This window comes from Streptomyces sp. NPDC097617 (assembly GCF_044761485.1).
In the GTDB taxonomy this organism is placed as follows: Bacteria; Actinomycetota; Actinomycetes; order Streptomycetales; family Streptomycetaceae; genus Streptomyces.
The window spans coordinates 40,026-55,781 of the sequence record NZ_JBIWCL010000010.1; the positions used below are offsets into that span (position 1 = coordinate 40,026).

18 protein-coding genes and 1 pseudogene are annotated in these 15,756 nt (G+C 72.7%); 12 read left to right on the top strand and 7 right to left on the bottom strand.

Annotated elements, in window-relative coordinates:
* Window positions 1-11: 11 nt before the first annotated feature.
* Together ACIQZO_RS18100 and ACIQZO_RS18105 are read left to right on the top strand one after the other, a co-directional pair.
* The gene (locus ACIQZO_RS18100; protein WP_403627105.1) at window positions 12-674 is read left to right on the top strand and encodes a lysophospholipid acyltransferase family protein; all 663 of its coding nucleotides are present in this window, start codon (window positions 12-14) and stop codon (window positions 672-674) included.
* Window positions 675-752: 78 nt separating this feature from the next.
* Window positions 753-989, top strand: coding sequence for a hypothetical protein (locus ACIQZO_RS18105; RefSeq protein WP_403627106.1), 237 nt, complete (start codon window positions 753-755; stop codon window positions 987-989).
* Between the two features lie 7 nt (window positions 990-996).
* Here the strand turns inward: ACIQZO_RS18105 and ACIQZO_RS18110 are convergent, their stop codons facing one another.
* From ACIQZO_RS18110 to ACIQZO_RS18120, 3 genes are all read right to left on the bottom strand, one after another.
* Window positions 997-1,722, bottom strand: a complete 726-nt coding sequence (locus ACIQZO_RS18110; protein WP_403627108.1) for a hypothetical protein — start codon at window positions 1,720-1,722, stop codon at window positions 997-999.
* Window positions 1,723-1,839: 117 nt separating this feature from the next.
* Window positions 1,840-2,700: a PhzF family phenazine biosynthesis protein gene (locus tag ACIQZO_RS18115; RefSeq protein WP_403627110.1), complete on the bottom strand. Its 861-nt coding sequence runs from the start codon at window positions 2,698-2,700 to the stop codon at window positions 1,840-1,842.
* A gap of 69 nt (window positions 2,701-2,769) precedes the next feature.
* Window positions 2,770-3,210, bottom strand: a complete 441-nt coding sequence (locus tag ACIQZO_RS18120; protein ID WP_403627112.1) for a GNAT family N-acetyltransferase — start codon at window positions 3,208-3,210, stop codon at window positions 2,770-2,772.
* 162 nt (window positions 3,211-3,372) lie between these two features.
* Here ACIQZO_RS18120 and ACIQZO_RS18125 point away from each other — a divergent pair, with 162 nt between their 5' ends.
* From ACIQZO_RS18125 to ACIQZO_RS18140, 4 genes are all read left to right on the top strand, one after another.
* Window positions 3,373-3,789, top strand: a complete 417-nt coding sequence (locus ACIQZO_RS18125) for a YciI family protein (protein WP_403627114.1) — start codon at window positions 3,373-3,375, stop codon at window positions 3,787-3,789.
* Entirely contained in the window at window positions 3,789-5,120 is a 1,332-nt protein-coding gene (locus tag ACIQZO_RS18130) for an RNA polymerase sigma factor (RefSeq protein WP_403627116.1), read from the top strand. Before ACIQZO_RS18125 ends, ACIQZO_RS18130 begins: the two co-directional genes overlap by 1 nt.
* A 46-nt stretch (window positions 5,121-5,166) precedes the next feature.
* Window positions 5,167-5,349 carry a hypothetical protein gene (locus ACIQZO_RS18135; protein ID WP_403627118.1) on the top strand — a complete coding sequence of 61 codons (183 nt, stop codon included), beginning with the start codon at window positions 5,167-5,169 and terminating at the stop codon, window positions 5,347-5,349.
* A gap of 177 nt (window positions 5,350-5,526) precedes the next feature.
* The gene (locus ACIQZO_RS18140; protein WP_403627120.1) at window positions 5,527-6,681 is read left to right on the top strand and encodes a serine hydrolase domain-containing protein; all 1,155 of its coding nucleotides are present in this window, start codon (window positions 5,527-5,529) and stop codon (window positions 6,679-6,681) included.
* Between the two features lie 3 nt (window positions 6,682-6,684).
* Here ACIQZO_RS18140 and ACIQZO_RS18145 read toward each other — a convergent pair whose 3' ends face one another.
* Window positions 6,685-8,238, bottom strand: a complete 1,554-nt coding sequence (locus ACIQZO_RS18145) for an AMP-binding protein (protein WP_403627122.1) — start codon at window positions 8,236-8,238, stop codon at window positions 6,685-6,687.
* Between ACIQZO_RS18145 and ACIQZO_RS18150 the strand changes: the two genes are divergently transcribed.
* The 3 genes from ACIQZO_RS18150 (at window position 8,237) to ACIQZO_RS18160 (ending at window position 11,142) form a co-directional block, all read left to right on the top strand.
* Window positions 8,237-8,983 (top strand): class I SAM-dependent methyltransferase, encoded by a 747-nt coding sequence (locus ACIQZO_RS18150; RefSeq protein WP_403627124.1) that lies wholly within the window; start codon window positions 8,237-8,239, stop codon window positions 8,981-8,983. The genes ACIQZO_RS18145 and ACIQZO_RS18150 overlap by 2 nt on opposite strands.
* A 94-nt stretch (window positions 8,984-9,077) precedes the next feature.
* The gene (locus tag ACIQZO_RS18155) at window positions 9,078-9,488 is read left to right on the top strand and encodes a rodlin (protein ID WP_403627126.1); all 411 of its coding nucleotides are present in this window, start codon (window positions 9,078-9,080) and stop codon (window positions 9,486-9,488) included.
* Between the two features lie 325 nt (window positions 9,489-9,813).
* Window positions 9,814-11,142: a tryptophan 2,3-dioxygenase family protein gene (locus ACIQZO_RS18160; RefSeq protein ID WP_403627128.1), complete on the top strand. Its 1,329-nt coding sequence runs from the start codon at window positions 9,814-9,816 to the stop codon at window positions 11,140-11,142.
* Window positions 11,143-11,182: 40 nt separating this feature from the next.
* On the opposite strand, the pseudogene ACIQZO_RS18165 reads toward ACIQZO_RS18160, so the two are convergent.
* Window positions 11,183-11,632 (bottom strand): annotated as a pseudogene (locus ACIQZO_RS18165) (carbonic anhydrase); the annotation flags it as partial.
* Window positions 11,633-11,762: 130 nt separating this feature from the next.
* Here ACIQZO_RS18165 and cynR point away from each other — a divergent pair.
* Complete coding sequence (gene cynR / locus ACIQZO_RS18170) at window positions 11,763-12,725, top strand: transcriptional regulator CynR (RefSeq protein WP_403627129.1); 963 nt, start codon at window positions 11,763-11,765, stop codon at window positions 12,723-12,725.
* Here cynR and ACIQZO_RS18175 read toward each other — a convergent pair.
* On the bottom strand, window positions 12,692-13,342 hold the full coding sequence (locus tag ACIQZO_RS18175; RefSeq protein ID WP_403627131.1) for a DUF4360 domain-containing protein: 651 nt from the start codon (window positions 13,340-13,342) through the stop codon (window positions 12,692-12,694). The two genes, cynR and ACIQZO_RS18175, sit on opposite strands and share 34 nt — an antisense overlap.
* A gap of 304 nt (window positions 13,343-13,646) precedes the next feature.
* On the bottom strand, window positions 13,647-14,036 hold the full coding sequence (locus ACIQZO_RS18180; protein ID WP_403627132.1) for a two-component system response regulator: 390 nt from the start codon (window positions 14,034-14,036) through the stop codon (window positions 13,647-13,649).
* A 97-nt stretch (window positions 14,037-14,133) separates the two neighbouring features.
* Here ACIQZO_RS18180 and ACIQZO_RS18185 point away from each other — a divergent pair, with 97 nt between their 5' ends.
* Together ACIQZO_RS18185 and ACIQZO_RS18190 are read left to right on the top strand one after the other, a co-directional pair.
* Entirely contained in the window at window positions 14,134-14,412 is a 279-nt protein-coding gene (locus ACIQZO_RS18185) for a hypothetical protein (protein ID WP_403627133.1), read from the top strand.
* A gap of 139 nt (window positions 14,413-14,551) precedes the next feature.
* Complete coding sequence (locus ACIQZO_RS18190; protein WP_403627135.1) at window positions 14,552-15,679, top strand: serine hydrolase domain-containing protein; 1,128 nt, start codon at window positions 14,552-14,554, stop codon at window positions 15,677-15,679.
* Window positions 15,680-15,756 lie beyond the last annotated feature (77 nt).

A 15,756-nucleotide genomic window follows, 5' to 3' on the forward strand; every position in this document is an offset into this window, starting at 1 on the left:
GGGGCCCGTCCATGCTGAGCCGAATCGCCTCCGCCCTCGTACCCGCCTTCGGGCGGCTGACCGTCACCGCCGACCCCGGGGTGCGGCCCCACCCCGGCGCCATCCTGGTCGCCAACCACACCTCCCTCGCCGACCCGGCCGTCGTGGTCGCCGCCCTGCGCCGGTACGGGATCGAGCCGGTCATCCTGGCCACCAGCGGCCTGTGGCGCGTACCGCTGCTCGGCCCGGCGCTGCGCCGCGAGGGGCATATCGCCGTCCACCGCGGTACCGCCCGCGCGGCCGACTCCCTCGACGCCGCGGCCGTCGCCCTCGCCTCGGGTCGCAGCGTCCTGCTCTACGGCGAAGGCCGGCTGCCCGTACGGCGCGACGCGGGGGAGTCGGCCCCGGGCCCGTTCCGCAGCGGCCTGGCCCGGCTCGCCGCCGCAACGGGAGCCCCCGTGGTGCCCGTCGGGCAGGCGGGTGCCCGGCGGCTCTGCTCCGGGAGCGGCGCCAAACAGCTCGCCGGAGTAGTCACCGCCCCGTTGCGCAGGCCCAGCATCCACGTCCACATCGGCTCGCCGCTGCATCTGCCCGACCGGGTGCCGGAGGCGACGGACCGGGCCCGCGAGGCGGTCACGGCCGCTTGGCGGACCGCCGCGTCCGCCCTCGGGGAGGCGGGTGCGGGCACGGCCTGAGGCATGTACCGCAGCCGATCGGCCCCTCGGAACGTGTCGCCGAGCCCGACACCGGTCACGGCGTGCGACCGTCTCCGCATGACTGAAGGCTCGGCACCTCACATGTCCCAGGCACGGATCACCGTCCGGGGGGTGCAACCCGCAACCCCGCCCTTCCGCATCGTGGAGGTCGACGGCGAGTTCGTCGGCAGGGCGATGTCGATGACGGACGTGCTGCTGATCGCCGCGGAGGCGGGGATCACGATCCACGATCTCGACGACCTGGACGTGGTCCACTGGGTCGGCGGCGGCAAGTTCACCTGGACCACCGGCTGACACAGCACTACTGGGTGGTGCTGTGGCCGAGGATGACGTGGGCCGCGATCTCGTGGTCGGTGTCCGTGTCGATGAAGGACACCACCACCGGGCTGCTGCCCCTGGGCCCGCCGACCGTCGCGCGCAGCCGGTAGCGCTCGACGCGGACGGCCTCGCGGGCGAGCGGGCTGCCGCCGGTGAACAGGGACAGCGGTTTGACGTCGTTGGCGACGCGGAAGTCGGCCGGGCGCCAGGTGCCCGCGGCCGGGTCGAGGCGCTCCAGCAGGAACCCCGGCCCGCTGCCCTGCTGGTCGCCGGCTTCGCCGACCGGCATCTCCATCTGGAAGGCGACCAGGACGTGCCGGTATGCGGCGGAATTGCCGTTCCGCAGGGTGACGGTGAACTCCTGCGGGACACCGCCCCGTACCAGGGCCAGCCGGCCGCCCCGGGTGTCGACCGCGACGGACAGCCGCGTCGGGGCGGGCGGTGGCGTCGCGGCCGGTGTCGTAGCGGACGGGGACGCAGGGGCCGACGGCGGTACGGAGGCGGGCATCGAGGCGGATGACGAGGCCGAGGCCGAGGCCGAGGCCGAAGCCGAAGCCGAAGCCGAAACGGTCGGGGAGGCGGACGGGGAAAGGGAGGCCGCGGCCGATCGCTTGCCCGCCTCGTCCCCGCACCCGGTGGTACCCGCCAGCAGGACGGCGGTCACGGCGGCCGCGCTCAGGGCCCTGCGGGGGCCTCGGGATGCGGGCATGGGATCGGTCCTCCGGGGGGTCGGCTTCGGCAGGAAGCTAGCAAGGCTGCGCTCCCGCGGCGAGGTCGATCACGCTTCGGCGCGGCGACGGTTCGGTCACGGCGCCCGCGGACTCCGTCAGACCAGCAGGGTCGCCTCCAGGACGGTGACCGCGCGTCCGGTGAGGCGGACCCTGTCTCCCAGGACCGCAGCCCGTACCAGGCCGGGTCGGGCCGATGCCTGGAGCCCGGTGAGGGCGTCGGTGCGGCCCAGTCGCGCCGCCCAGTAGGGGGCCAGCGCGGTGTGGGCGCTCCCGGTGACCGGATCCTCGGGGATGCCCCGTGCCGGGGCGAAGAACCGGGAGACGAAGTCGTACGTGGTCCCGGCACCGGCGGCCGCCGCGGTGACGATGACCCCGCGCAGTTCCTCGCGCCGGCTGAGGGCGGCGATCGCCGCGAGGTCGGGCCGCAGATCCCGTACCGTCGCCTCGTCGGGCAGTACGGCGAGCAGATCGCCCAGGGCGCCCGTACGGAAGGTGGCCTCGGGCAGGACCCCCAGGGCATCGGCGAGGCCCGCCGGTACCGGAACCTCCGTCCCCGGGGCGGCCGGGAAGTCCAGGGTGATCTCCCCACCGCTCCCGTCCGCCCCGCCGCTCCCGCCCTCCTCGACCCATGCCGTGAGCGGACCACTGGTCCGGCTCAGGAACCGCACCGGTCCGTCCGTCAGCAGCCCCTCCCGGTGCAGCGTGTGCACCGTGGCCAAGGTGGCATGGCCGCACAGATTGGCCTCGACGAGCGGGGTGAACCAGCGGATCTCCCAGTCGGCCTCGCCCCCGGCCGGCAGCGGCAGGGCGAAAGCCGTCTCGGGATGGTTCAGCTCGGCGGCGATCTGCCCGAGCCACAGGTCGTCCGGCCAGGGGCCGGCCGGGAGCAAGCAGACACCGGCGGGGTTTCCGGCGAAGGGGCGGCTGGTGAAGGCGTCTACGATCTGGATGCGCATGCGCCGAACGTATCGATGCCAATCACCCGCACGACAAGGCCAATTCCAGGTCAGTGGCCTGGGCTCATCTCAGTGGAGCGGCTGGAGCGGCTTCTCGAAACCGAAGGTGGTCACGGCCATCCGCTCGCGGAAGTAGAAGCGGTGCGCGTCGGTCCGCTGGGTGCCGGATTCCAGGGTGAGGGCGGTGCAGCCCGCCGCTGCGGCGTGCTGCTCCAGGTGGGCGAGGAGAGCATGGCCCACCCCGGTGGACCGGGCGGCGGCCGCGGTGACCAGATCGTCGACGTAGAGCGAGCGGACACTGGACGTGTTGACGACGATCCGCCAGCCCGCCGCGCCCACGCACCCCCCGTCCGCGTCGTACGCGGCGGTGAAGCGCAGCCCCTGGCCGTGCGCCTCGGCGAGGATCCTGAGGAAGAGCTCCCCGGTGAGGTGGGGACGGAGTTCGAGCAGTACGGGGAGCAGGTCGGCGGTGAGCCGTGCGTCGCCGGGCTCCAGGTCGATGATCTTCATGCGACGAGCGTACTGAGGGGCGGGGGAGATCCCTCGGGTGAAACCGTCGCACTTCATTGCGGCCGATGTGTCGAAAGGGGAAGGACGGCTCCGACGTCCCATGCGAAAGGCTCCCGATTCCGACCCCGGAGCCGCAGCGCAGAACAGAAGGAGTGGCACCTCATGAAGTACATGCTGATGGTTCTCGGCAAGCGGTCCGACTACGACGCCATGGGCGGCGCGACGAGCAGCGCCAGCCCCGGATGGTCCGAAGCGGACCTCAAGGCGATGTTCGACTACATGGGCGCCCTCAACGACGACCTCGCCGAGTCGGGCGAGTGGGTCGACGGGCAAGGCCTGGCCGACCCCCGCCACGCCCGCCTGGTCACCGCGGCCGCCGACGGCAGCCCCGTGATCTCCGACGGACCGTACGGGGAGGCCAAGGAGGTGCTCGCCGGGTACTGGATCGTCGACGTCGCGGACTTCGACCGTGCCGCCGAGATCGCCGCCCGCGCCTATCTCTGCCCCGTCCCGCAGGGCGCACCGAACTACCCGGTCGTCGTCCACCCCGTCGACAGCCGCTCGGGGACCGAGATGTGATGACCGCGCCCGAACCCGCCCCCGCGGGCGAGGACCTGCGCCGGCTGGCGCCGCAGGTCCTCGGCGCGCTCGTGCGCCGCTACGGACACTTCGACGCCGCCGAGGACGCCGTGCAGGAGGCCCTGCTCGCCGCCGCCCGGCAGTGGCCCGAGGAGGGTCGTCCGGCCAATCCGCGCGGCTGGTTGATCCGTGTCGCCTCCCGACGGCTCATGGACCAGTTGCGCAGCGAGGAAGCGCGCAGGCGCCGCGAGGAGACGGCCGCGGCGCTGACACCGCGCGACGAGTTCACGGCACCGCCACCGGGGGAGGACCGCGCCCCGGCCGAGGACGACACGCTCGCCCTGCTGTTCCTCTGCTGCCGGGCCGAACTGGCCCCCGCGGGGCGGATCGCCCTCACCCTGCGTGCCGTCGGCGGTCTCACCACCGCCGAGATCGCCCGTGCCCTGCTGGTGCCCGAGGCCACGATGGCGCAGCGGATCAGCCGGGCGAAGCGGCGCATCAAGGCCTCGGATGCGCCGTTCGGCACCGCGCCCGGCCCGGAGCGGGCCCGGGATCGCGCCGAGCGGCTCGCCGACGTGCTCCACGTGCTGTACCTGATCTTCAACGAGGGCTACACCGCCACCTCGGGCCAGGACCTCCAGCGCGCGGACCTCGCCACCGAGGCGATCAGGCTCACCCGCGCCGTCCACGCCCTGCTCCCGGCCGACGGCGAGGTGTCCGGTCTGCTCTCCCTGATGCTGCTGACCGACGCCCGCCGAGCCGCCCGCTCCGCACCCGACGGGAGCCTGGTCCCGCTCGCCGAGCAGGACCGTACACGCTGGGACCGCGCCGCGATCACCGAGGGCGTCGCCCTGGTCAGCGACGCCCTCACACACACCCCGCTCGGCCCCTACCAGTTGCGCGCCGCGATCGCGGCCGTGCACGACGAGGCGGCGAGCGACGAGGACACCGACTGGACGGAGATCCTCGCCCTCTACGAGCTGCTGATCCGCCTGGTCCCCGGCCCCGTGGAGCGCCTCGGGCACGCCGTCGCGGTGGCCATGGTGCACGGGCCGCGGCGGGCCCTGGCCCTGCTCGCGGTCCTGGACGAGGACGAGCGCCTGGCCGGGCACCACCGCCTGGAGGCCGTACGGGCCCACCTGTTGGAGATGGCCGGTGACCGGCCCGCCGCGCGCGCCGCGTACGCGCAGGCCGCCGGTCTCAGCCTCAGCCTTCCGGAGCGCCGCTACCTCCTGTTCCGGGCCGCCCGTATCGCGCCACGAGCGGCCCCTGCCCCCGGCCCCGGCCCCGGCGACGGCCCGGCCACGGACCCGGTCCGGCCGTCCGCATGACGGACATGGTCATCCGTTGTCGGACCTGCCGCCTACTCTTGATCACGTGAGCCCGACCCCTGACGATCACCCGGCCCCCGAACGTTCCCTCGCCGAGATCAACGCGGACATCCGCTGTCTCTTCGCCCGCGCCGAAGGGCGCCTCTCCGACGCGGAGCGGATCCGCCACGCCGCCCTGCTGGGCGAGTGGGCCTCGGCGATACGCGCGTCGGTGGTACCGGCCGCCTAGCCCGGCCGGCCGCCGGCCGCGGCCGTCCTGCCAGTCCCGTTTCGCCCGTCCCGTCCCGTCCCGCTCCGCCCGCCCGTCCCGTTCCTGCCCGTCCGGGCCCGGTCGTGTCGGACCGATGAATTTCGCGGCCGACGGCAGTCTTCCCTACGAGCATCCGCACGTACGAGAAGGTGGACCATGAGCGACCTGCACAGCCTCCTGGAAACCCATGTCGGTGCCGGGTCACTGGCCGGAGCGGTGGCCCTGGTGGCCCACGGCGAACAGGTGGAGGTCGCGGCCGCCGGCTCCCTCGACACGGCCGGCACCGCACCCATGGCCCGCGACTCGCTCTTCCGGGTGGCCTCCGTCACCAAGCCCGTGACCGCCGCGGCCACCATGATGCTCGTCGAGGACGGTCTGCTCGCGCTCGACGTCCCCGTGGCCCGCTGGCTGCCGGAAATCGCCGAGCCGAAAGTCGTCCGTACGGCGTCCGCACCGCTCGACGATGTCGTACCCGCCGACCGCCCGATCACCGTCGCCGACCTCCTCACTTTCCGTGCCGGGTACGGTTTCCCCGCCGACTTCTCGCTGCCCGCCGTGGCCCCGCTGTTCGCGGAGCTCAAGCAGGGGCCGCCCCGGCCCCAGGACGTGGCCGCGCCGGACGCGTGGATGGCCGCCCTCGGGCGGATCCCGCTCCTGCACCGGCCCGGAGAGGCATGGCTCTACAACACCTGCTCCGACATCCTCGGGGTGCTGGTCGCCCGAGCGACCGGACAGCCCTTCCAGGACGTCCTCGCCGAGCGCGTCTTCGAGCCGCTCGGCATGCGGGACACCGCGTTCGCCGTCCCGCCGGGCCGGCTCCACCGCTTCGCGAGCTACTACCGGGCCGCGCCCGACGGCGCGGACCTGGAGCTCGTCGACGCGCCCGACGGCCAGTGGAGCACCCTCCCCGCCTTCCCCTCCGGCGCGGGCGGGCTGGTCTCCACCGTGGATGACCTGTACGCCTTCAACCGGATGCTGCTCGCGGGGGGTTCGTACGGCGGCCGGCGGCTGCTCTCCGCGGACTCGGTACGGCGGATGACCACCGATCACCTCACCGCGCCGCAGCGCGAGGCGGGAACCCTGTTCCTGGAGGGGCAGGGCTGGGGCTACGGCGGCTCCGTCGACGTGGCCCGACTCGACCCGTGGAACGTTCCCGGCCGGTACGGCTGGATCGGCGGCACCGGCACCGCCGCCCACATCGTCCCCGCCACCGGGACGGTCACCCTGCTCCTCACGCAGCGGGAGATGAGCGGCCCGGCCGCGCCCGAGGTGATGCGGGAGTTCTGGAGCTACGCGGCCGCGCGCCACTGACCCCTACGTCTGCCCGCCCGGGGCGCGGCCCGCCCGCTCCCGCAGCCGGCGCTTGTCCGGCTTGCCCCGAGCGGTCAGCGGGATCGCGCGCTCCCAGAACACCGCGGTCGGCCGGTGCGCCGGGGCCAGGTCCTTCTCCACCAGGTCGCAGGCCTCGGCGGCCGCCTCGTCGCCCGGCGCGCAGCCCGCCACCGGCACCAGGAAGGCACACACCTCCTCGCCGGTGAGGTCGCTGTGCCGGCCCACCACCACGGCCTGCGCGACTGCGGGATGCCGGGCGAGCGCGGCCTCCACGGGCACGCAGTAGACGTTGTCCCCGTCGACCATGACCATGTCGTGGACCCGGTCGTCCAGGTACAGGTAGCCGTCCGCACCGAAGTGCCCGACGTCCCCCGTCCGCAGCCAGCCGTCGCGCAGCACCCCGGCCGTCAGCCGGGGCCGGCCCCAGTACCCGGTCATCATCGCCGCCGACCGCATCCACACCTCGCCCGTGCGGCCGCATGCCACCGCCGTACCCCGCTCGTCGCGCACTTCGACCTCCACCCCCGCGACGGGCCGCCCCACCGACGCCAGCAGCTCCGGCCGCCCGTCCACCGCCGCTTCGTGGTCCTCCGGGGTGAGGCGGCAGATCACCGCCGCCTCGTTCGTGCCGTAGCCCTGCCGCCACCGGCCGCCCCAGCGGGTCACCGCCTCCCGCAGCCGTTCGGGGTGGACGGGCGAATCGCCGTAGGAGACCGCCGCCAGCCCGGGTACCGCGTGCGAGGTCGCCGGATCGTCCAGCAGCCGGTACACCATCGACGTCGTCAGGTACGTGGCCACCGGAGCCAGCCGCCGGCAGGCCGCCGCGAACTCCCCGGGTTCGAAGGGCCCGAGGATCTCCACCCGGCCCCCGGCCCGCCACTGCTCCAGGCACCGCCCGCCGGAGCGCTGCGCCAGTGAGGTGACCGACAGGTACACCGACTCCGCCCGGGCCGCGGGCCGTACGGAGTTCCGCGCGGCCATCGCACCGAAGGTGGACGCCACTCCCTTCGGCCGCCCCGTGGTCCCGCCCGTGTACGTCACCCGCGCCACGTCGTCCTCGCGGGCCGTTACGGCCACATCCCCGGGCCCGAGGTCGGCGGCCCGGCGGAGCAGCAGGTCCAGGCCGAGCCGGGTCGTCCCGGTGTCGGGCACCGGCACATCGTGCACGACCAGGTCCGGACGGCAGTCCCGCAGGATGAACTCCAGCCCGTACAGGGCCGGTCCGGCGAGTACCTGGGTCAGCCGGGCGCCCAGCAGGTGCGCGGCGATCCGTACCAGTAGCACCTCCGGCCGGTTCGAGCCCGCGACACAGGCCAGTCCCGAGCCGCGTCCGATCCCCGCCTCGGACAGCACCCCGGCCAGCCGGCGGGCCCTGTCCAGGACCTCCTGGAACTCCAGGACGACCGGACCGGCCCCGAGCGCGGGCCGGGCCGCGTACCGCTCCAACGCCCCTACCAGGCAAGTGACATACTGCGCGGCCACCATGTGCGACTGCCTCTCCGCGCCGCTGCGGGACACCGGCATCATGGACCCCATGACGAACGAATCCCGTGCTCGTTCCTTCAGCTCCGCGGCCGCACGCTACGCCGCCCACCGCCCCGCGTACCCGCCCGCGCTCTTCGACACGCTGGCGGAGATGGCGGGCTTCGCGCTGGCCGGGGCACGGGTCGCCGACGTCGGTGCGGGAACGGGGATCGCCACCGCCCTCCTGGAGGCCCGCGGGGCCCGGGTGGTCGGGGTGGAGCCCGGAGAGGGCATGGCGCAGGAGTTCCGCCGCCGCAACCCCCACACCCCGCTGGTCCGTGCGGACGGCAACAGGCTGCCGCTGGCCTCCGGCTGCCTGGACCTGCTGACGTACGCCCAGTCCTGGCACTGGACCGACCCGGCGCACGCCGTCCCCGAGGCCCTGCGCGTGCTGCGCCCCGGCGGGGCGCTGGCGGTCTGGCAGAACGACCCGGACGTCGGGGTCGGCTGGATCGCGGACCAGCAGAAACGGATCGAGGAGAGGTTCGGCCCGGGCTGGTACATCAACGAGCGCGCCCTCTCGCAGGAAGGGCTGCGCTTCACCGACCGCCGCCTGCCGTGGTCGCGTCGCGTCCCGGTCGACACGCACCTGGCCAAGCTGTCCACGCACTCTCTCTTCCTCATCGGCGAGCCCGGCACGGACGCGTTCCTGGAGGACGAACGCGCCCTGCTCATGCGCCGGTTCCCGGACGGGTGGGTGGAGGAGCACTACGTCGTCGAGCTGAGCGTGGCTGTTCGAGGCCTCGAGACGAGGTAGGGGCTGTTCGGGTGAAACAGCGCAACCTGCGATCGCCCCGGCCGTTGATCAAGGTGCTTATCACCGTGCACTCGTGCGACAAGAAGGACCACTGATGATCAAGAAGTTCATGGCCACCGCCGCCGCCACCGCGTCGATCGTCGGCGCGGGCGCGGCCATGGCCGCCCCGGCCATGGCCATCGGCAACGACAACGGGGTCAACACCGTCAACGGCAACGGTGCGGTCCAGGCTTACGGCAACCAGAAGACCCACGGTGACATGAGCCCGCAGCTCGGCCTGGTCCAGGGCACCCTGAACAAGCCCTGCATCGGCCTGCCCGCGAAGGTCAACGCCCAGTCGATCCTTGCCCTGATCAACGTCGGTGTCCAGGACATCAACGTCCTGTCCAACCCGCAGAACCAGCAGTGCACCGAGAACTCCACCCAGGCCAAGGGCGACGAGCCGCTCTCGCACATCCTGGACAACATCCCGGTCCTGTCGGGCAACGTCTCGGCCGGCAGCTGACGCAGTCCCCTCCTGCGAGCCGGGGCCTCCGACGCCTGCGCGAGTGCCCACGGGGCCCCGGCTTGTTCCACCCGGATCCGCGGTTCCACGGATCCACCGGCGCGCGGCGGCCCGAGCGGCCGCCGAAGTGGGCACCGACCGCCGTACGCCGCAGAGCCTCCCGCCCGACCGGGCCGGGGGCTCTGTGCGTGGTCCTTCCGGTCCTGTCAAGACACGAATGTTCGAGCCATGACGCACAGTGGTTCGATCATGCCCACTTGAACCTCCTGCTTCACCCGGCCGGGGTGAGGCCCACCAGGCCCCCGGGCCCAGGAGGCGAGTGGCGATGAACGCGGAATTCGCAGAAGTGGACCGCTGGGCGGCCTCCGGGTGCATGGACGGGGCGCTGGACGGGATCCACCTGGCCCGCACCGTCACGGAAGAGGTGCGGCGCACCGGGAAGCACTTCCTTCCGCAGCCCCTCCTTCAGCGGCTCGGTGACATCCACAACCGTCACGCCGTGGACCGCCGGCCCTACCTCGAGGCCTTCCTCGACTGCATGCTCGACAAGCACGAGGACCGCTACTGGAACCGGACCTACCTCTCCCTGCCGCTGCTGGAGCTGCTCCTGGACGGGGCGGGCGACGCGCAGGAGGCGCCGGACCCGAACCGGATGGCCACGCTGCTCATAGCCGACGTCATTCGCTTCGAGGTCCGGGCGGAGGCCCTGTCGCGGGAATCCGCGGAAGCCGGTGAATCCGGGAATTCCGGCGAATCCGGTGCGTCCGGTGAATCCGTGGACACGGACCCGCCGGATCCGGTGACCCTGCGCAAGCGGCTGCGCCACGCCCTGCGATTCGTGGCCCACGACCTCGGAGGACCGGACACCGACGACCTGCTGTCGGGGGCGGCCCACGTGTCGTGGTCCCGCTGGGTGGACATGGCCGGCAGGCTTCCCCGGCCCACCGCCACGGAGTCCGCCCACTGGTTCGACATGACGGTGCAGCCTGTGTACGTGCTGCACGACGAGTACTTCTTCATCAGGGCCCTCCAGGCCCACGAAATGATCTTCACGGCGATCGCGGCGGACGTACGGGCGGCGATCGGGGCGCTGCGCGAGGGCCGTCTGGGGGCGGCGGCCGACCAGGTGGATCGCGCGGCCGGTCTCTTCGACCGGGCCTCGGCGCTGTTCCGGATGGTCGCCACCATGCGGCCCGGGCACTTCTCCGCCTTCCGGCAGTTCACCCAGGGCGCCAGCGCCATCCAGTCGGAACAGTACAAGCGCTTCGAGATCCTGTGCGGCCTTCCGACCGCCCCGCGGCTGCGGTCGGAAGCCTTCACCCATGTCCCCTCCGTACGGGCCGAGGCCGAAGGTGAGGGCCATGACACGGTGGTCCGGGCCTATCTCGACCTCCGCCGCTCGGCCCGGTTCGACGAGGCGGAATGGAACCGCTTCCGCACCGCGCTCGGCGGGCTCGAGGAGCGGCACCAGCGCTGGAAGTCCACCCACCGGAGCCTGGCCGCGCGCATGCTCGGCGACGCCCACGGGTCGGGGTACACGGCGGGTGTGCCCTACCTGGCCGAGTGCCTGGACAACCGGCTCTTCCGGCAGCTCGGCGAGCAGCGCGGCGCGGGCTGCCCGGTGGGCGCGGCCGATCCGGACGAGTGCGCCTGAGGAATGGTCAGAAGGGGCGCGTCGGGAGGTACTTGCCGTCGAGGGTGATGACGGCCCGCTCGCCGCCCTCGGGGTCGGCGACCTTCCGGACGTCCAGCGTGAAGTTGATCGCGCTGATGATGCCGTCCCCGAATAGGTCGGCCCCCTCGGCCAGGGCGGTCATCGCACCGCAGGCGGAGTGCCCGCACACGACGACGTCGGTGACGCCGAGGACGGCGACGGCGTATTCGATACTGGCCGCCACCCCGTCCACGCCGGGCGCGTGGGCGGGGACGAGATTTCCCGCGGTGCGGACGACGAACAGCTCGCCCGGCTCGCTCTGGGTGATCAGTTCCGGCACCACGCGGGCGTCCGAACACCCGATGAACAGGGTTGTCGGCCGGTGCACCTCGGCCAGATGTGCGAAGAGCTCCGCCTTGGCCGGAAACACCTCGCGCTGGAAACGTGCGACGCCGTCCGCGAGTTCGCGCGGGGTGGGCAGGGTCTTCATGGTCATGGCCACTCCCTCCTGGGATGCGCCCCGTACGGGGCTTGACGTGTTCCACCATGCATGACCTGCATCTATTGTGTCCAAGACGCAATATCCATGTCTGTCATCGATGCTATCTATAGTGGTGCCCATGGCTCTGGAACTGCGTCACCTGCGCTATCTGATCGCCGTTGCCGAACACGGCAGCTTCACCCGCGCCGCCGAAGAGCTGCGGATCTCCCAGCCCACCCTGTCCCAGCAGGTGAAGCAGCTCGAACGCACCGTCGGCGTCCAGCTGTTGGACCGCACGGGGCGCGCCGTCCGGCTCACCGACGCCGGTGCGACGTACGTCCATTACGCGCGCGGCGCCCTACGGGACCTCGCCGCAGCCGAGCGCGCCGTCATGGACCTGGCCGACCTCTCCCGCGGCCACCTGCGCCTCGCACTGACCCCCACGTTCACGGCGTACCTCGTCGGCCCGCTCGTCGCAGGGCTGCACACCGCGCATCCCGGCATCACGCTGGAGGTCCGGGAAATGCCGCAGGACCGGATCGAAGGCGGCCTGCTCGCCGACGACCACGACCTCGGCCTCGCCTTCGAGGGGCCCCACCTGCCGGGAATCGCGGCGACCCCGCTGTTCACCGAGCCCCTCGGCCTGGTCGCCGCGACCGACGCGGACCTCGGCCCGCTGCCCGTACGGGACCTCGCGACGCGCCGACTCGCCCTGCTCAGCGGGGACTTCGCCACCCGCGAGCACGTCGACGCCTACCTCGCCGCGCATGGCGTCCGGCCGCACATCGCGGTCGAGGCGAATTCCGTGCACGCCCTCACCGAGATCGTCCGGCGCACCTCGCTGGTCACCGTCCTGCCCGACGCCGTCACGCATGACCATCCTTACCTGCGCCCCGTACCGCTGGACCCCGCCCTCCCGTCCCGCACGGTCACGCTGCTACGCCGGGAGAGTGCGTACGAGAGCGCCGCGGCCCGTGCCTTCACCGAGCTCACCGCCCGCCTGGTCCGGGACCGCGGCTACCGCCCCCCGCTGCGCGCGTACGCGCAGGGGGAGGCGGCCGGGGCCGATCACTTGCCGGGGCACTCCTTCCAGGCCATGTGATAGATGGTGTTGATGCTGCCGTCCGTGGAGTCCATCGTCATGTAGCTGGTGGACGAGGGGGACGAGGTCCCTCTGGCGACGCGCAGCTCGGTGTTGATGTTGAAGTTCCGCTGCACCCCGCACGGCGCCCAGACCAGCTGCGCCCAGTCGGTCACGTCGGTGGCCTGCCAGTTGTCCTCCTGCGGCCCGCTGAAGCTGTGGGTGCGCGCGGCGGTGTCCGGTGACCCCTGGAAGTAGTACGAGGCCTTCTCGGATGCCTTCGCGCCCGGCGCGAGCGAGGCGTAGCCGCGGTAGTCGGCGCTGGCGATCGCGTAGGTGAATCCGTGGGGCACGTGCACGATCAGGCTGAGCTGGCAGTTCTTGCGCCCCGCGGTGGGCGGGGCGCCGCCGCCGACCTGGGCGAGGTACTGGCTGTAGGTCACGGTGAAGGCGGTGTTGTCCTGGGACACGGCGACCTGCGCGGTGTCCTTGGGGCACCCGGACCCGTTGACCGTGGCGACCTCGATCACGATCCGGTCGGGCGGCGGGTCCACGATGGTGGAGGGGGTGGTGTGCGTGGGGAGGGTGGCGGTGAGCAGGGCGCCGATCGCGCCGCTCACGAGGAATCCACCGGACATGTTTCTCCGATCCACTGCTTCGGTACCGGGCGGCGCGCAGGCGGGGGTGCCCGCGTGCCGGAGGGTGGGGGGTGCGGCCGGCCAGAGCGGGGCCGGGTCGTCACAGACCGGTGTGCAGGGTGGAACGGGGCAGGCCCAGGAAGGGGAATCTGGGCATGTCCCTGACAATGCCCGGTCGGTGAAGACCGGGTGCCCGAATCGTAGGAACCCGGAGCGGTCCGGACCAGGGCGATGTCCGGCCAATCGCTCCGGCCGGCCCGGACCGGCCGGATCCCGACGACCGGCCGGGGACCGAAGAGCGGAATCAGGCCGTGGTCGGCCGGGCCAGCCGCTCGACGAGGTCCATGAACTCCGCGGGATGGAACGGCTTCGCGAGACACTCGTTCACGCCGGCCTCCAGCGCGCGGACCGTGCACTCCGGCTCCGCGGGCGGCAGGGCGAGGATGGGCACCCGCCCGTGATCGGGGTTCCGGCGGATCTCCTCGAACAGCGCCACCTCGTCCAGGCCCGGTCCGGTGCGCTCACAGATCACCAGGGCGATCGGACCGGCGCTGCCCAGCAGGGAGACGGTGTCCCGCCCGCTCCCGCCGTCGACCACGGCGAACCCCCGGGCCACGAGGAGGCGCTCCAGCAGCCCCCGCAGGGTGGTCTCCTTCGCCACGAGGAGGATCCTGCTCGGGGTGTCGCCGTTCATGTCGTGCCTCTTCATCCGTGTGGGGGGTCCCGCAGAGCCTACGAGGCGGGGCGTGTGCACGCCCGCTCCGGGGCACCTCATCCGGTAGCGTCGGCCCATGAGCACAGAGCCGCAGAGCTTCGAGATCCTGCTGGTGCCCGGACACATCGAGAACCTGCGCGGCCAGTCCGCGGCGGAGCGGGCCTTGCGGTCGGCCGTGGTCGAGGCGACCGGGGAGACGGGTGCCACGGGGTACCCCCGCTACCGCGGGCAGGGCGTGGAGGCCGACATCGACCCGAGCACACGCACGGTCGAGGCGCTCCTCGTCGACGGCGCGGAGCTGGACTACGCACTGGTCGCCATGATCGCTCCCGAGCGGGGTGGCGGCGGCCGCTGAGCAGGGGGCGTCCGGGGGAGACCCGGAGGATCCGGCCGTCCTCGATGTTGGCCGGGAGCGGGCCAGCGCTGCCGCGGGCGCGCGTCATAGCGTCGTCCTCGTCGGGAAGCCGCGAAAGACTCGCATCGAGGAGACCGCGATGGCCAAGTCCGTTCCCCAGAGTATGAGTTCGCGTACGGCCGTACAGCAGGCCCTGGACCGGGCGGTGAGCGGGGGCGAGGGCGGCGGCCTCCCCGGCGCGGCCGCCGAGGTCCTGGACAGCCGGGGCCGGTGGTTCGGCGCCGCGGGGGTGGCAGACACCACGACCCGCCGCGAGCGGGTGCCGGAGGAGGAGTTCCGTATCGGCAGCACCACCAAGACGTTCACGGCCGCCGTCCTCCTCCAACTGGCGGCCGAGGGCGGGCTCACGCTGGACGACACCGTCGAGCAGTGGCTGCCCGGACTGCTCCGGGGCAACGGCAACGACCCGGACCGGATCACCCTGCGGCACCTGCTCGGCATGACCGGCGGAGTCTTCAACTACGCGGTGGACGAGCAACTGGCGTCCCAGCACTTCGGGTCCGCCTTCCTGGAGCACCGCTACGACCGCTACCGCCCCGAGCGGCTGGTGGAGGTCGCCCAGTCGCACGCCCCCGACTTCGCGCCGGGCGAGGGCTGGACCTACAGCAACACCGGATACATCCTGGCCGGTCTCGTCATCGAGAAGGCGACCGGCCGCAGCTTCGCCGACGAGGTCGAGCAGCGCATCGCCCGCCCGCTCGGGCTGAGCGGAACCTATGTGCCGGGCGACGAGGAGCACGCGCTGCGTGGCCCCCACACCCGCCTCTACAGCAGGAACAACCTGCCCGAACCGGATGCCGAGATCCACGACGTGACCGAGCTGAACACCACCTTCGCGTGGGCGGCCGGCGGCATGGTCTCGACGACCCGGGACCTCAACCGGTTCTTCGCCGAGCTGCTCGGCGGCCGGCTGCTGCCGCCCGCCGAACAGCGCGAGATGTTCGCCGTCCGTCCCACCCCCGAGGGCAAGTGGATCCCCCACACCGCTTACGGCCTGGGCATCTCCTCGATCGACGTGTCCCCGGGCGTGACGGTCTGGGGCATGGGCGGGGCCTTCCACGGCTCCTTCTGCTACACCTACGGCAGCCGGGACGGGGGGCACATCGTCTCCCAGAGCATCAACGCCGACTGGAACAACCCGATCGAGGTCTTCACCGAGGTCCTCAGGGCGGAGTTCGCACCGGACGCAACGGACGCACCCGCCTGACGCGGACTCACCTTCCCCGGACGGGAGTCCGGTGACCGGAAGCGACGGGCCCGGCCCGGTCCCCCGTGGTGCGGGGA

What these genes read in the sequence shown, in the direction of transcription:
- ACIQZO_RS18155 (WP_403627126.1), top strand. Translation starts at nt 9,078, where the DNA reads ATGATCAAGAAGTTCATGGCCACCGCCGCCGCCACCGCGTCGATCGTC.
- ACIQZO_RS18180 (WP_403627132.1), bottom strand. Translation starts at nt 14,036, where the DNA reads ATGAACGGCGACACCCCGAGCAGGATCCTCCTCGTGGCGAAGGAGACC.
- ACIQZO_RS18130 (WP_403627116.1), top strand. Translation starts at nt 3,789, where the DNA reads ATGACCGCGCCCGAACCCGCCCCCGCGGGCGAGGACCTGCGCCGGCTG.
- ACIQZO_RS18190 (WP_403627135.1), top strand. Translation starts at nt 14,552, where the DNA reads ATGGCCAAGTCCGTTCCCCAGAGTATGAGTTCGCGTACGGCCGTACAG.
- ACIQZO_RS18185 (WP_403627133.1), top strand. Translation starts at nt 14,134, where the DNA reads ATGAGCACAGAGCCGCAGAGCTTCGAGATCCTGCTGGTGCCCGGACAC.
- ACIQZO_RS18145 (WP_403627122.1), bottom strand. Translation starts at nt 8,238, where the DNA reads ATGGGGTCCATGATGCCGGTGTCCCGCAGCGGCGCGGAGAGGCAGTCG.
- ACIQZO_RS18160 (WP_403627128.1), top strand. Translation starts at nt 9,814, where the DNA reads ATGAACGCGGAATTCGCAGAAGTGGACCGCTGGGCGGCCTCCGGGTGC.
- ACIQZO_RS18115 (WP_403627110.1), bottom strand. Translation starts at nt 2,700, where the DNA reads ATGCGCATCCAGATCGTAGACGCCTTCACCAGCCGCCCCTTCGCCGGA.
- cynR (WP_403627129.1), top strand. Translation starts at nt 11,763, where the DNA reads ATGGCTCTGGAACTGCGTCACCTGCGCTATCTGATCGCCGTTGCCGAA.
- ACIQZO_RS18100 (WP_403627105.1), top strand. Translation starts at nt 12, where the DNA reads ATGCTGAGCCGAATCGCCTCCGCCCTCGTACCCGCCTTCGGGCGGCTG.
- ACIQZO_RS18120 (WP_403627112.1), bottom strand. Translation starts at nt 3,210, where the DNA reads ATGAAGATCATCGACCTGGAGCCCGGCGACGCACGGCTCACCGCCGAC.
- ACIQZO_RS18140 (WP_403627120.1), top strand. Translation starts at nt 5,527, where the DNA reads ATGAGCGACCTGCACAGCCTCCTGGAAACCCATGTCGGTGCCGGGTCA.
- ACIQZO_RS18125 (WP_403627114.1), top strand. Translation starts at nt 3,373, where the DNA reads ATGAAGTACATGCTGATGGTTCTCGGCAAGCGGTCCGACTACGACGCC.
- ACIQZO_RS18175 (WP_403627131.1), bottom strand. Translation starts at nt 13,342, where the DNA reads ATGTCCGGTGGATTCCTCGTGAGCGGCGCGATCGGCGCCCTGCTCACC.
- ACIQZO_RS18110 (WP_403627108.1), bottom strand. Translation starts at nt 1,722, where the DNA reads ATGCCCGCATCCCGAGGCCCCCGCAGGGCCCTGAGCGCGGCCGCCGTG.
- ACIQZO_RS18105 (WP_403627106.1), top strand. Translation starts at nt 753, where the DNA reads ATGACTGAAGGCTCGGCACCTCACATGTCCCAGGCACGGATCACCGTC.
- ACIQZO_RS18150 (WP_403627124.1), top strand. Translation starts at nt 8,237, where the DNA reads ATGACGAACGAATCCCGTGCTCGTTCCTTCAGCTCCGCGGCCGCACGC.